Below are 13,772 nucleotides of genomic sequence, written 5' to 3' on the forward strand. Positions count from 1 at the left end.
TTTAGATCAACGTCCGTACAGCTCGTTCGATACTCCCAGCCTCCAATTGTTCTAACCGGTAATACCGCGCTTGCATCGCTTCCGCCAGCTTGCGGGCATAGCCGAACCGTACTACACCATCCTCCGTATCGATCACAAGTGTGCGTATGCCAGCCGCTGCGATGCGTTGTGCAGCTTGCAGGCTTTCCTGCCATGGATCACCTGCCGCTTCTGCGCTGACGTTCGCCTTTCCATCGGTCATGACGATCATCGCGGGGATGAGTCCACTTCTTCTATTTAACAAAGGGCGGATCGCCATAAGTCCCTTTTCCAGTCCAATACCTAGCGGAGTTTTCCCGCCAGCTGGCAGCGTCCTCAATTTGCGTTCCGCGAGCTCTACACTGCGTGTCAACCCGAGCAGCAATTCAGCTTGTTGATCGCGAAAGGCAATCAAGCCCACATGGTCACGCTGCCGGTACGCATCACGAAGTAAAGACAATACCGCACCTTTGACAGCCTTCATTCTCTTATTTGCATTCATCGAACCGCTGGCATCGACGACGAATAGCAAAGCAGTTCCTGTCTTGTTTTCCCTAACCTTCACACGCACATCACTCGGCTCAATCCATAGCTTTAAGTTCGTGTTATATGAACTTGATTGTTGCTTACGTATCCGCTGAAAGGGAGCCGCCATACGAAGCGTGGCATCAAACGCAATGTCTCTTAGAGGGCCGCGCGGCATCGCAGCCCGCACATATCGACCGTTTACCGTTCCTACTGACGCTTGATTTCGTTTCCCAGTTTGCGCTTGCTTCATTGGATGCGGCGAGGTAAAGACGAATGGCTGCACAGCGATTTCCCGTCCAACGGCTTCCACTACAGCCCGCGCCTCTGAGGAAAGAGATTGTCTACTATCGGCTTCGCCGTTGTGGTCGCCCCCAAGTTGTGCAGGCGAAGCGAATTGTGACCGGTCAACTTGCTCGCCGTTTGTCGCATTATTCTCTCCTTCCGCTTGGCTTTCTCTTTGGCTTTCCTTATCGCGATGCGATCCTGGTGATGGATGATCGCCATTCGAATCATGCTTCGTTTGCTCTTGATCCGGCAAGTCTCCAGGCGACTTCCCTCGCGACACTTCCGGTTGAGATGCTGCACGCATCCGGTGCGGCAGCACAAAGCCCGCCGCTTCTTGCAGATGTTCCTGTGTCGTCTCGCTAAGACCCTCCCAAGCTGTGATCGTACGGACCGCTTCGATCAGCAGGATGTCCGCGCGGTGTCCCAGACAGCCAGCTTCCTCAGCGATTTCGGCAGCCAAACGTAGCAGCTCTCCATCAATATGTACAGCAGGCAGCCGAGTCCTAGCCGCTGCGATACGTGCTCTCAATTCCTTCGTTTCCGATTCATAAGCTAGGCGAAACGACTCAGGATCTTGTTCGAAGGCGAGCAAGCGGCTTGCGATTTCCGTTCGCTCCGCAAGGTCCGCCGAGGTTTCCAGTCGCACATATAGCCCGCAGCGATCAAACATCGCCGGCAGCGGCCTCCTATCGTCCGGACTCATAGCTGCGAACAGGCGGAATGCTGCACTGTCAAGGCCACTTCTTCGCTCAGAGCTCTTGCGGACATGCCCATGCGCGGGCTCGCCCGCCACATTGTCGCCAGCAGTCAGGACCGCTTTCATTAACCTTTCGGGCATGATATGCGCATTGTCTACCGTGACGATGTGCCCATCCGCAGCTGCAAGCAAGCCGGGTACAAACGTTCGTTTGCCGCTGCGGACAGCAGCTGCCATATCCCAGTCGCCCCAAAGCCGTTCCTCATCCACGTTCAAAGGAATGTTAATGACGTTAAGTTCCGGCAGCAACTCTGCAACACCATGGATGAGCGTGGACTTCGCCGTTCCTGGTGGGCCTGCCAGCAGCACCCCCTTTAATCCCGGATTTACAGCATGAAGCAGCAGCGCCTTTTGCGCACGTTCTTGACCGACTACAGCACAGAACGGATACAAGTGAGGCTTAACTTGCATGGGTGACCTCGGACAGAAGGTCGCCGAGCAGCTCGCGTATCGTCTCGTGGTCATATGCTCCCTCTTCGAACGGCCGCTTGCGCATGCGATGCGGCATCACCATCATCGCCGCTTCTACCATATCGTCTGCCACGATCTGCGTTCTTCCCTGGAATGCAGCCATCGCCATGGCGGTTTTCATTAACATGATATCCGCACGATGTCCGTCTACCTTCAGCCGAATGCCGACTGCGGCGGTCCATTTCAGTAACTCCTCGGACGGTTTGATCTGCTCGAGCAGCTGACGCGCTCGTTCTATCCGTTCCCGAAGCTCTAGTTGTTGCGGCTCATAACGTCTTCGGAATTCGTCTGGATCTGCTTCGAATGCTAGGCGCCGGCGAATGACCTCCATTCGGCTCTCCACATCTCGTTCCCCATTCACCTCTACTGAAAGCGCGAAGCGATCCAGCAGCTGCGGCCGCAGCTCCCCTTCCTCCGGGTTCATCGTACCGATCAAGATAAAGCGGCTCGGATGCGAGTAGGAGACGCCTTCTCGCTCAACGGTGTTCACCCCCATGGCTGCTGCGTCGAGCAGCGCATCGACGATCGCATCATCGAGTAGATTGATTTCATCCACGTACAAAATATGTCCATGCGCCTTCGCTAACAGTCCCGGCTCGAACTTTTTCTCTCCTTCTCGAATCGCATGCTCGATATCCAATGTGCCGACGACGCGATCCTCCGTAGCATGTACGGGCAAATTCACGACGCTCAGCTCCGGCATTAAGTCCGCGAGTGCGCGTACGGCCGTCGATTTGGCTGTGCCTTTCTCCCCGCGGATCAAGATGCCGCCGAGCTTCCGATTGACAAGATTAAGCAGCAGCCCTTTGCGCATCAAGTCCTGTCCGACGATTGCCGCGAACGGATATACGTCTGCTTTCCCCTCCATGTTGATCCTCTCCTTTGTAAATGTATTAGACATTCGTTATTTGACTGCTGCGATTGCGGGTTGAGCTGAGAAGTCAACCGCCTCAAGCAGCCCTTCGATATGGCAATGCATGCGACCGCTTCGATCATCCCTTCCTACGCTCCCTCTCACACCGAACACATCGCGCAGCATGCGATCGGTGATGACTTGCTCCGGCGGTCCGCTGGCATACATTTCGCCAGCTCGCATCACCAACAATTCATCGGAGCAAGCTGCAGCATGGTTGAGATCGTGCAGGACCATGACGATCGTGATGCCATATTTGCGATTTAAGTTATGGACTAGCTCCATAACCTCCCACTGGTGATTGACATCGAGATAGGTCGTCGGTTCATCTAATAAGATGAGCCCCGATTGCTGTGCCAAGGTCATGGCAATCCATACGCGTTGCCGTTCTCCGCCGGATAAGTTAGACAGCTTTCGCTCCGCAAAGGGAAGCGTTCCGGTCTGAGCCATGGCCCATTCGACAATCTTCTCGTCTTCCTTGCGCTTTGCGCCCCATACAGGCTGATGAGGAAAACGTCCGTAACTGACCAGCGAACGCACGGACACGTCCGGCAGAGATGCTTGACTTTGCTGAAGCATTGCCATATGCCGTGCCAACTGCCGACGGGGATAGCTGTCGAGCAGTCTGCCTTGCAAGAGCACCTTTCCTTGCGCAGGCTTTAATTGACCGGCGCAAGTTTTGAGCAAGGTGCTTTTGCCGCTGCCATTCGGACCGATAATGCTGTAAATTTTTCCGACCTCCACCTGCCAATTCAGCGAATCCAGCACCGTACGGTTGTGAAGCCTCACAGACACGTCTTCCAAGCGTAACAACGTCATCTCGCTTCCCTCCTTAGCAAATATAGAAAGAACGGCGCCCCCAAAGCTCCCATCATAATGCCGACCGGCAGCTCCAAAGGAGCAAACATCAAGCGGGCGAGTGTATCGCAAAAGGTCACAACGGCCGCTCCAAGAAGCACGGATGCAGGAAGTAAGAACCGATAATCACTGCCGATCAGCAAGCGGGCTGAATGCGGAACGATCAGACCGACGAAGCCGAGCAGGCCGACGACGCTGACCGCGCTTGCGGCAAGCAAGGTAGCGAGCGCCGTCAGGAAGAAGCGAGCTGCTTCCACCGACAAGCCGAGGCCGCGTGCATTGGAATCGCCAAGGGCAAGTATATTCAAATGCGAGCTGCCAATGAACGCCAGGCTCATGCCAATGAGCGAATAAGGGAGAATGATTTCAAGCTCTGGCCAGCTTTTGGCGGACAAGCCGCCAACCATAAACACGAGGGCACCGTTCACCCGATCGCTGAAGAAAATTAACAATGCGGAGATGCCAGAGCCGAGAAAGGCGGACACGGCCACGCCTGCAAGTATTAGGCGCACCGGCTGTACACCGTCCTTCCAGGCAAGTAAATAAATGATGGCGGCAGCTCCGGAAGCGCCAAGAAAAGCGATAGGTGTCAGCATCGACCATAGATGTGGAAATAAAATGAGAACGATGATGCCGAATAATCCTGCTCCAGATGACACGCCGATGATGTGCGGATCTGCCAGCGAGTTCCGCATCACGCCTTGCAAGAGCGCACCGGACAGTGCCAGATTAGCGCCAACGAGCATGCCCACTAACGTGCGAGGCAGCCGAATGTTCCACACAATTTCCTTCATTGGACCGTCATAACCGTGAAAGACATATAACCAAATCTCTGAAAAAGAAATGCGGACTGCTCCGGTACCGATGCTGAATCCAGTAGCGAGGATTACCGCAGCCGTCAAAGCGACAATGACTAGAACGCCTTTGGACATCGGAACACGGAAAGCATTAATGACCATTCTCATATGTATTCGGATAAACAAGCTTAGCCAAATATTCGACCGATTCACTTAATCGAAATCCCGGGTTTGAGAGAAACCGATCAGACGGCAAGATGATCATACGGTTTTCCTTCACAGCACGCAGCGATGTCCATGCAGGTTGGCTGGCCAGATCGGATTGAATTTTCTTCTCCCCATCTTCTCGCGCCCCGTGGATCAGAATAAAAACATAATCCGGATTTAGCTCGACGATTTTTTCCAGACTAAATGGTGCAGTCGACGGACTGTCGCTTGCTGCTTCCCATGTTTCCGCCAAATTGTGCATATGCAGCATAGTTGCGACCTCGATTCCGACGGTATCTTGCCGCTGCACAGAAAGGCTGTTAGGGGTCACGTTCAGCATGATGAAAGTTGGTGCATCACTGGCCGGTACCCGGGCAGTCCATTCACGAATTTCCTGATCCAAATCGGCAAGTGCTTCCCTAGCTTTGTTTTCCGTCCCAGAGAGCTGACCGAACAACACCGCTTTTTGTTGCAAATCTGCATATGTACTCAGATTGAACAGGGCGAACGGCACGTTACTCGCATCCAAAATCGCCGTTAACTCACGGTGAAACACCACAGAGCCGATCACGAGATCAGGCTTTAAAGCAAGTAGCTTCTCCGTATTGACGGTCGTCATTCCCCCGACTTCTTCGATTCGCTCCGCTTTATCCGGCACCGTTCCACCCGGTGATGTGGCGTGGGCAATGGCGTGACCGTCAACCGAATAAAGCAAATCCAATAGCTGCGGCGATAGGACGATGATGCGCTGTGGTTGCTCAGGCAGCCGAATCTCCCTTCCAGTGTCGTCTTCGAACGTGAGAAACGACTCCCTTTCCTCCGCATCATGAACAGATACAGGTCTAGACTCCGCTGACGGCGATAACTCCAATGCATCACGATTATTGTCGCTCGCAGGATTGGACGGCGCTGCACAACCGGATACGAACATAACTCCTGCTAGCAGTCCTCCGCTCCATTGGCGAAGTAAATTTTGCCGCTTGTATGCATGCATCACTTTGAACCTCCTGTCTTTTGATTCATACAACACTTCACTCAAAATGATGTTAATCGTAATCATTACGATTAACTCATGCATATTGTAACAGCGACTACTTTTATATGTCAACCACTTCGTAATGTTTACTATTAATTTTTTGAAAATCAAAAGGACTTGACGGTTACAAAGGTTCAACAAGGTTTAGGTGGGAGGATGGCAAATATGCTGTAACGCCACCTCTATCGATGCCCCACCCTTTAATGCGTAGCTTGCAAATACATGACGGAATGTATGGCTAGTAAAATCAATTAATTCGTTGTTCTTATCTCGGATATTATGCTGTTTAATCCATGGTCGCAAATGATTCTTATTCCAATTTGAATGCGAAGCCAATCCAACCGGGTAGCCTTTTTTGCTTCTATTTCTTGACAGGAACAAATATGGAAGCCCTGATTCCTTTTGTAACGGCACTGCATATTCTTTGATTTTATCCAATGCGTATACTACTAGTTGATTCGCTGGCTTTGAAACCTCTACTGGTTCGGGACTCAACTTTCCAGTTGAATAAATTAGCATCGTATCGCCGCCTACTTGCTTGATTGAGGCGCTATAAATAGTGATCAACTCACTAATACGCAGTCCCAATTGAGTCAATATATTTAACTTATAATGTTATGTATTTTTTCGATTGAAACACTTACCCTTAGGATAAGCAGGGAGGTTGTAAATCGATGTCTGATTTAAAAAAACTGATCGGTGAAAAAATTCGTAGCATACGTAATAAAAAAAATCTGACCCTACTTCAGTTAAGCCAAATAACAGGGCAACAAACCTCATATCTAACCGAAGTTGAACTTGGAAAAAGAAATCTATCCATTGATTCATTGGAAAAAATCATGGACGCTCTTAACATAAAGCCAGGTGATCTTTTTGATTTTCGAGAAATCGATCCAGATTCTCAGGAATTTGAGACCAGAACTGTCCTTGAGGTCCACTACCAATTTCTATTAGGGAAGAAAAGCGAAGACGTAAAGATGATCCATAAGATAACAACGGAGATTTTCAAATCAATAGATGCCGCAGAGAAGTCTGGATAGCCATTCTTTATCGCCATTAACACAAAAAGAGCGTTTCCCTTTTTTACACGGGATTTCGCTCTGTATTTTCTTTAACTGTACTTGCCAATAATCGCTTCAATAATTTGTAAGTTTTAAGAGCAGACAGTATCCCTATGCAACGCTTAGCCATGTTTTAATTTGGTCTAATGTTGCCTCGCTTTTGGCTTGGTTGTAAATATATTCAATCATGCCATACTTTTTCTGGATACGGTAGTGATGTAACCCATCGTTTAAACTTCCTTGGCTGTCATACTGGTAATATAACGTAGAAAACGTGAGCAGGGTCAAGTAACGGTCAATCGCCTGAGTAGATCGAACCTGGTAACGATCCATGGTCAGTTGTACTTTCGCAGTTCGAAAATACGTTTCAATGTCCCAACGTTTGCTGTAATAGCATAGAATCTCTTCATTGCTCAGTGAAATATCCGTGCTCAGAGGCCTTCAACAGCTTAGATTCAAAGCCATCTCCCTCTTTCCAACATCGGAGCAGGGCGGCATTTTCCAAGAGATTGAGCTTCCCTTCATAGCGATATACTCGGTAAGCGGAGGAGCCGATCGTTCTCCAGACCTTCAGCTCATTTAAAATAAAATACCCAATTGGACAACCAACCAGCCTAGGTTATAACCAGGTTTCTGAAAATCTCGATCTCAAAAGTAAAAAAAGCGCTTGAAAACCCAAAACGCTAGGTGTTATTCATGATAGAATGGCGGCGAAACCCTTTAAGCACTTAGTTCCAGAAATACTGCATCCGCGTATACCCGACATTCCACGCTTTCATGTCGCCCTTAATCGTGATCTTCAGCTCATCCCCCGGCTCAAGCGGAATCTTGAATTGCGAAGGGAACAAATCAGGATGAGTACGCTGAAATTCCCCAGAACTGCTCATGATCTCCTTGCCATCCCGAGTAACACTGATACTATCGGAATAATCCGTTGGTTCGGGGCATCCGTAATCGAAAGAGAAAATCGTCTGTCCCTCAGACTTGTACGTGAACGTTCTGGAATCTCCGCCTTCAGCGCCATATAGGTTATAGCGGAGCGGTATCTTCTGTCCGTTGATTTGAATACTGTCCGGTTTGTCTCCGGTGGATGAATTGCCCGAGTTATCCGCCCATTCAGTGATCGCCACAAACGGACCCTCTACTTTAGTTATTATTTTTTCTACCGCCGCCCCTAATCCCCATAAAGCTATAAAAAGAACCATACCCGATATAGCCGTTGCCACCAGATTGCGCCCGAGGCTCCGGTAACGGAAACCAAGCTTGTACGCCCCAAAACCGAGGGCTGCTCCCATCGAATTCTGAAGAGCGTCGTTGATATCGAAGCTGCCCAGGAATGTAAGGGCTTGGATCGTTTCCAGCACAAGAATCGCGATGAAGAATACGGTGATGAACCGGACGAAGCTGACCCGGTACAGCCATGGAATCAATATACCGAAAGGAATAAACGCAATAGTGTTCCCGAAAGCCACCATACTCATTAGGTTGGGATGCAGGAGATCAGCTGGAGACGGCAAACTAATAAAGTTCTCGGGCATAAAAATAAAGGTGTAGCTGGAAATTTGCTCCGAAGCCTCTCCTCTGCCGAAAGCGAAGAACATAAAATAAAGTACAATAATGGTATAGACAATAGTTGCGGTTAGTAAAATTTTGCGTTGTTTGACCATGCTTAACTCCTCCACTCTATTTTTCCACTTGTCACTATAACCTACTTGCCTGTTTCATGAACCCCCCCACCCCTTAGCTTGATTAACTTTACTTGCCCAAATTCAGTTCTATGAAATGTAAAAAGAGACTCCCTTGACTCTCTGCGTAAAATAGAAATAACACCAATCACTCCACGCAGAGGAGAAGATGATTTGTCTCATACGTTTATCACAACAAAATCATTGGAACAATCGGTCGGAACAATGGAAACTTCCGCTCCCCTGCATGATACACGCCGCTCATGCTTACTTGATGCATTGACCGGTGATCCGACTTATAGACGTCCGCATTACACACAAGAGCTAAGCATCGCAAGGCATGTAGAATTCAAGGCAATATCTTCACCCAGCGATTAGTTTCTGAAGTATTTGGCGAGTCATGAATGTGATCGGTCGGTCTTCGCAAATCATGTTCCAGATTTATTGTGTTATTCGCTTTTGCTTCATCCAGCAGGGCGGCCATTAACTTCTAGTATTCTTGGTAAGTCTGATCCGACCTCTTGGCTTACTTCCGCAAATTTTGAAGCAAGAAACGCCGGAATCCCCGGTTGTTCTTCATTTCACCGAATTACACTTTCCACCTCGATCATGCGCCGGACGGAAAGTTCACGACCTTCCTCGCTCTGAAGTTCTTCACGTGCTTTTGCCTTTTAGCCAAGATAAGTCATTTCTCACTTTAATCTCGCGATTCCCTTGCGCTTTGCTGCAACGCTCCTTAAGTGGGCAACCTTCAAGTCTGCACATCGGTAGTAACGCATTTGTACTTCATACACGCTTTCATTTTTTTGTATGCTCTCGCGCAGAAGTGAAGCGCGCATGGGCTTAATGACTGCAGGCGGCTCATTCAGGTTACAAAAGGGCGAGGGAGTGGGTATGGGTGAAGGAGTTTACGTCCGCCCTTTGAACGTCGTGTTGTACTCTTCTAACCTTTTCCAAGAACACGACGTTCAAGAGCGGCCAGAACTCGTTCCCCCTCCCGACAACTGCAAGATTATAAAAGAGGGATCTGTCCCTAGTCATTTATGACTTTGAGACAGCCCCTTAAAATTAGAGTAGTAACCCGTAGTGCTTGATTTTACAACTTTTCCTCAAGATGGTTCAGTTGTGACCGTTATTCCAACACCTCCACATTCGCATAAGGAGATTTTGATGACTCTAACAGGGGCTGCGACAACCCTTTCAGATGCATGTCGAAAAACGCGGTAATGTAATCGCGTTGTGCCGCAAGCGCCTGTTCCGGCTCGACGATTCCAACACTCCCCTGGACGACTTGAGGAGAAAGGCTCAGCTTACTGCTTATTTGCGGCAGCAGATATTGTTGATCGGTGAACGTATAATGCGCCCCGTTCGGTATCGCTACATCTAGTTTCCACCCGCTCGACTCGTTCCAGAACGATGCCCTATCCTCCGCCGTGAGATGGGAATCCACCTCTCCCTCGTCGGTAAAACCAGCATTCATTAGTAAAAACGGGCGGTCAAGTCCATGCTGAGCAACCGGAAGCAGGTGGTTGGGTAAATAGCCCATCGAGCCATCCATATCGATACCGGCGCCGATTCGCTCATCTTCATACATCGCTTGGGCAGCCGTTGCGCCGCCAGCAGAATGACCAAAAATGCCGATTCTAGATAAGTCCAGTGCAAGGTCCAACCCTTCAGGCAGCTCACGCTTCGCATGATCGGGATTTTGCCCTTCCTTGAGCGCCTCCAGTCGATCCAGTACAAACCGGACATCATCAACCCTGACGCTCATCATTTTCAGTACCGTATTCGGCCCGAAATCAGGCAATTGCTCGGTCTCTATTCTCCCTTCGGGAAACTCGACGACCGTTGTCTCATATGTGTGGTCAATGGTCACAACGACATAGCCATTACTGGCCAATTCCTGAACGTTAATCGTACCTAGACTTCTCGGAACAGATCCGCCCGGAGAATAAATGATGACAGGCCAGCCCTTCTCTCCGTGCTCTGCGGGTGCGTTCAGCGAAGCATGAACTCCGATGTTGGATAGATCGATTCGGCCGGGCTCTACTCCGATTGTCGGCATGACGGTTTCGTCGTAAAATGCAGCTGCGTTTGGCGGCATATATTTGGCTTTCTGGCCAACCTCCCGGGTGGCCGGGTACCAGATGCTGATCATAAGCTCCCGCTTTCGATCCTTTACCCAAGGATCGGCTCGGTCGATATCTGTCAAGTGGAGCTCCGTCACGCCCACTGGCATCTCGCCAGTCGGCTCAGGTAACGTGATGTGAATCCGTTCACCGGTATGCGGTTCGTCGTATTGTACTGGCGGTTCAGCCAAGATGAACAGGCTAACGGCCGCAACCATTACGGCTGCTGAGGCGAACATGGCGAACCTAACCTTACGAGCAGACTCCCCGTTGATAAACTTTATGATAGAATTTACTGTGATCATGTAATATGTCATATAGATCACCATAAACAATCCAACGCAAACCAATATTGGAAGCAGGAGATTTATACCACCCATTCCTCCGAAGAGCTTCCGCAGCCAGTTAAAGATAATCAAATAATGACCGAGGCCGACCAACAGCGGCAACAAGAAGATCAGTGCGTTCTGTTTCAGGATCGTAGCGGCGATTTCCTTGTGGCTCACGCCGATTTTTTTCAATATCTCATAGCGAGAACGATCGTTCGTCGCCTCCGTCAACTGTTTAAAGTATAGGATACTGCCCGTTGCGAGAAGGAACATCACACCCAAAAACCCTAGAATGAAAACATTAAAAGCTGCATTCTCGATGCCGAGGCGATACACGGAATAATAGGTCGATAGCTTCATTTCTGATGTCTGTATAGCTGCAAGCGCATCAGCGGTCGCCTTCGTATTCTTCTGGTCCTGAACGATGTAACCAACATATTGCTCGGTAGGAACTTGCGCTTCCAGCATGCGAAATGTATCGTCCGCAACGACGACCATAATATCCGGATAATGCCAATTGAGAACACGTTCAATCGTCATGCCTGCAAATGCTAAATTAACGTTCCCATTAGGCAAATCCAGGGTGATGGTTTCTCCTGCATAATCCGCCCATTCGTAATCGGTATACATGGGGCGAATCGCGATCACTTGATCTGATTCGTTCAGCGTTAACCGGTCAAGACTCAGTGCCTCCGCTACGCGATTATATGCGCTGACCGATATCACTTTCACCGGATGCTCGGCTGCCTTGCGCTCACGATCAGACAAGATTTCGTCACTTGACGCTTCGCCGCTCAGATGGATGACCGGAATCGACATCTTGGCTTTCACGGGATGTGCATTGTCGCCACGTATGATCTCCTCGATCTTTTGATCGACTTCGTCATCCTGCGCTATATGCATGTAACTGAAAGGTGCCGTTACACGTGCCGTGTGCTCGTAAGCGTAGTAAGTGCTGAAACCGAAACTGAAGGCGCATAATGCGATAGCGGACAAGATGGAAATGACGCTTAGCGTACGTGCATTCCCTTTCATTCGGTACACCAGGTTGGAAATCATGATTAGGTTCATGCCCTTGTAATAATGGGACTTCCGCCTCTTGGCGTATTTCAGCAGGTAAATAACGAGCGATGAAAAAAGCAAGAAAGTTCCTGCGATGATGCCGACGGTCATGACGCCCAGGTTCGTAAAGATCTGTTCATTATTTTCAAAATTCCGAAGTCCGAATCCGTAGCCGACGATGAGCAACGCGACCGCGGCGGCAGCGGGAACGATCGACGCCCTCGGTTCCTGCTCCCCTTCCTGCTCTGCGCGGAACAATTCGATAAGCTTGAATCGATAGACCAATCGATAAGCTTGTATAGAAGTTATTGTAATTAGTATAAGAAATATAACCACAGTGGTAAGCACCGCAGGAAGGGAGAACGTGATTCCGACATCGACAGCTACTCCCAATAAGCGCATTAAAATCATGGCAAACAGCTTCGACAATAGCGTACCGGCCACAATGCCGAGAACCAGGACGCCGGCTCCAATTATCATATTTTCATAGAACAGCATCCGGCCGATTGTTTTTTTTGGAAAACCTAATAAAGCATATAGCCCGGCTTCTTTTTTTCGTTTGTGGGTAAAAAATTGGCCAGAGTACATCATAAAGACGGATACAAACAATACCAGGATGATTGATCCAACCATGAACACAGATTGCATGCTATCTGAAGATTCGACAGCCTCGACTACCTGCGTACTATATTGTAGTGAAGCAAAGACATAAAATATGGCGACGCTTGCGAACATGGAAAATAAATATATGAAATAGTTGCGAAGATTACCTTTTATATTTTTCTTGGCCAACTCAAATAACGTCATCCGTACGCCCTCCAAGCACCGTCAACACATCCAGTATCTTTTTAAAGAATGCTTGTCGCGGTGTCGTTCCTTTGACGATCTCGGCAAAAATGACACCGTCTTTTAGAAAGAGAACTCGACTGCAGTAGCTTGCCGCTAATGCATCATGAGTCACCATCAGAATGGTCGCATGCTCTTGTTCGTTCAGTTCATTTAGCGCCTCTAGCAGGCTGGCCGCAGCTTTAGAATCCAGCGCTCCCGTCGGTTCGTCGGCCAGAATCAGTCGCGGACGCGTCACAATGGCACGGCAGGCAGCAGTTCGCTGTTTCTGACCTCCGGAGATTTGGTAAGGGTATTTTTCTAGAATATGCTTGATGTTAAATCGTTCCGCAATGGCAGACACTCTGTTCTCCAATTCGTCGACCGATATACCGGACAACGCGAGGGGGAGCAGAATGTTTTCCTTGACCGTCAACGTATCCAGCAAATTATAGTCTTGAAAAATGAATCCTAGCTTGGATCGCCGAAAAGCCGATAACTGCGCCTCGTTCATTTGAAGAACGTTTTCCCCGTCGATCACGATGCTGCCGGAGGTCGGTTCATCGATGGTGGCGGCCATATGAAGCAGTGTTGTCTTCCCGGAGCCCGATGGCCCCATAATGCCGACAAATTCTCCTTCGCCTATGCACATATCGATCCCGTGAAGCACCGGCACGACGTTCCCTTTATTCCCATAACTTTTCGTTAACGCTTTTATTTCAATAACCGTTTCCACTGTATCTTTCCTCCCTGCTTTCCCTTTTTCAATTTCCATCGTACCATGCCGGTGACTAGTTATCCTTACGCTGAA

Annotated in this window: 11 protein-coding genes and 1 pseudogene; 1 reads left to right on the plus strand and 11 read right to left on the minus strand. The window is 49.3% G+C overall.

The features are described from left to right. Window position 1: 1 nt before the first annotated feature. The 6 genes from KQI79_RS15170 to KQI79_RS15195 form a co-directional block, all read right to left on the minus strand. On the minus strand, window positions 2-1,999 hold the full coding sequence (locus KQI79_RS15170; protein ID WP_216539096.1) for a VWA domain-containing protein: 1,998 nt from the start codon (window positions 1,997-1,999) through the stop codon (window positions 2-4). Further along, complete coding sequence (locus KQI79_RS15175) at window positions 1,989-2,927, minus strand: magnesium chelatase ATPase subunit I (protein WP_216539097.1); 939 nt, start codon at window positions 2,925-2,927, stop codon at window positions 1,989-1,991. Before KQI79_RS15175 ends, KQI79_RS15170 begins: the two co-directional genes overlap by 11 nt. Window positions 2,928-2,963: 36 nt before the next feature. Further along, complete coding sequence (locus tag KQI79_RS15180) at window positions 2,964-3,791, minus strand: ABC transporter ATP-binding protein (protein WP_216539098.1); 828 nt, start codon at window positions 3,789-3,791, stop codon at window positions 2,964-2,966. Further along, window positions 3,788-4,789, minus strand: a complete 1,002-nt coding sequence (locus KQI79_RS15185; protein ID WP_367398203.1) for a FecCD family ABC transporter permease — start codon at window positions 4,787-4,789, stop codon at window positions 3,788-3,790. The genes KQI79_RS15180 and KQI79_RS15185 overlap by 4 nt, the downstream gene beginning before the upstream one ends. Continuing rightward, entirely contained in the window at window positions 4,779-5,894 is a 1,116-nt protein-coding gene (locus tag KQI79_RS15190; RefSeq protein WP_253298171.1) for an ABC transporter substrate-binding protein, read from the minus strand. Before KQI79_RS15190 ends, KQI79_RS15185 begins: the two co-directional genes overlap by 11 nt. A 120-nt stretch (window positions 5,895-6,014) precedes the next feature. Then, the gene (locus KQI79_RS15195) at window positions 6,015-6,467 is read right to left on the minus strand and encodes a site-specific integrase (protein ID WP_074048690.1); all 453 of its coding nucleotides are present in this window, start codon (window positions 6,465-6,467) and stop codon (window positions 6,015-6,017) included. A 77-nt stretch (window positions 6,468-6,544) separates the two neighbouring features. Here KQI79_RS15195 and KQI79_RS15200 point away from each other — a divergent pair, with 77 nt between their 5' ends. Continuing rightward, window positions 6,545-6,910, plus strand: a complete 366-nt coding sequence (locus KQI79_RS15200; protein WP_213413269.1) for a helix-turn-helix domain-containing protein — start codon at window positions 6,545-6,547, stop codon at window positions 6,908-6,910. A gap of 132 nt (window positions 6,911-7,042) precedes the next feature. Here KQI79_RS15200 and KQI79_RS28295 read toward each other — a convergent pair whose 3' ends face one another. The 5 genes and pseudogenes from KQI79_RS28295 to KQI79_RS15220 form a co-directional block, all read right to left on the minus strand. Beyond that, a complete protein-coding gene (locus KQI79_RS28295) occupies window positions 7,043-7,366 on the minus strand; it encodes a transposase (protein ID WP_216539120.1) in 324 nt (107 codons plus the stop codon). Window positions 7,367-7,659: 293 nt separating this feature from the next. Beyond that, complete coding sequence (locus KQI79_RS15210) at window positions 7,660-8,598, minus strand: VanZ family protein (RefSeq protein ID WP_216539100.1); 939 nt, start codon at window positions 8,596-8,598, stop codon at window positions 7,660-7,662. Window positions 8,599-9,145: 547 nt separating this feature from the next. Further along, window positions 9,146-9,434: pseudogene (locus tag KQI79_RS28475) on the minus strand (transposase); the annotation flags it as partial. A gap of 314 nt (window positions 9,435-9,748) precedes the next feature. Then, the gene (locus KQI79_RS15215; protein ID WP_216539101.1) at window positions 9,749-12,943 is read right to left on the minus strand and encodes an FtsX-like permease family protein; all 3,195 of its coding nucleotides are present in this window, start codon (window positions 12,941-12,943) and stop codon (window positions 9,749-9,751) included. Continuing rightward, window positions 12,930-13,697 (minus strand): ABC transporter ATP-binding protein, encoded by a 768-nt coding sequence (locus tag KQI79_RS15220; RefSeq protein WP_007130972.1) that lies wholly within the window; start codon window positions 13,695-13,697, stop codon window positions 12,930-12,932. The genes KQI79_RS15215 and KQI79_RS15220 overlap by 14 nt, the downstream gene beginning before the upstream one ends. Between the last annotated feature and the right edge of the window lie 75 nt (window positions 13,698-13,772).

The sequence above is a fragment of the Paenibacillus sp. MSJ-34 genome, assembly GCF_018918005.1.
Lineage (GTDB): Bacteria > Bacillota > Bacilli > Paenibacillales > Paenibacillaceae > MSJ-34.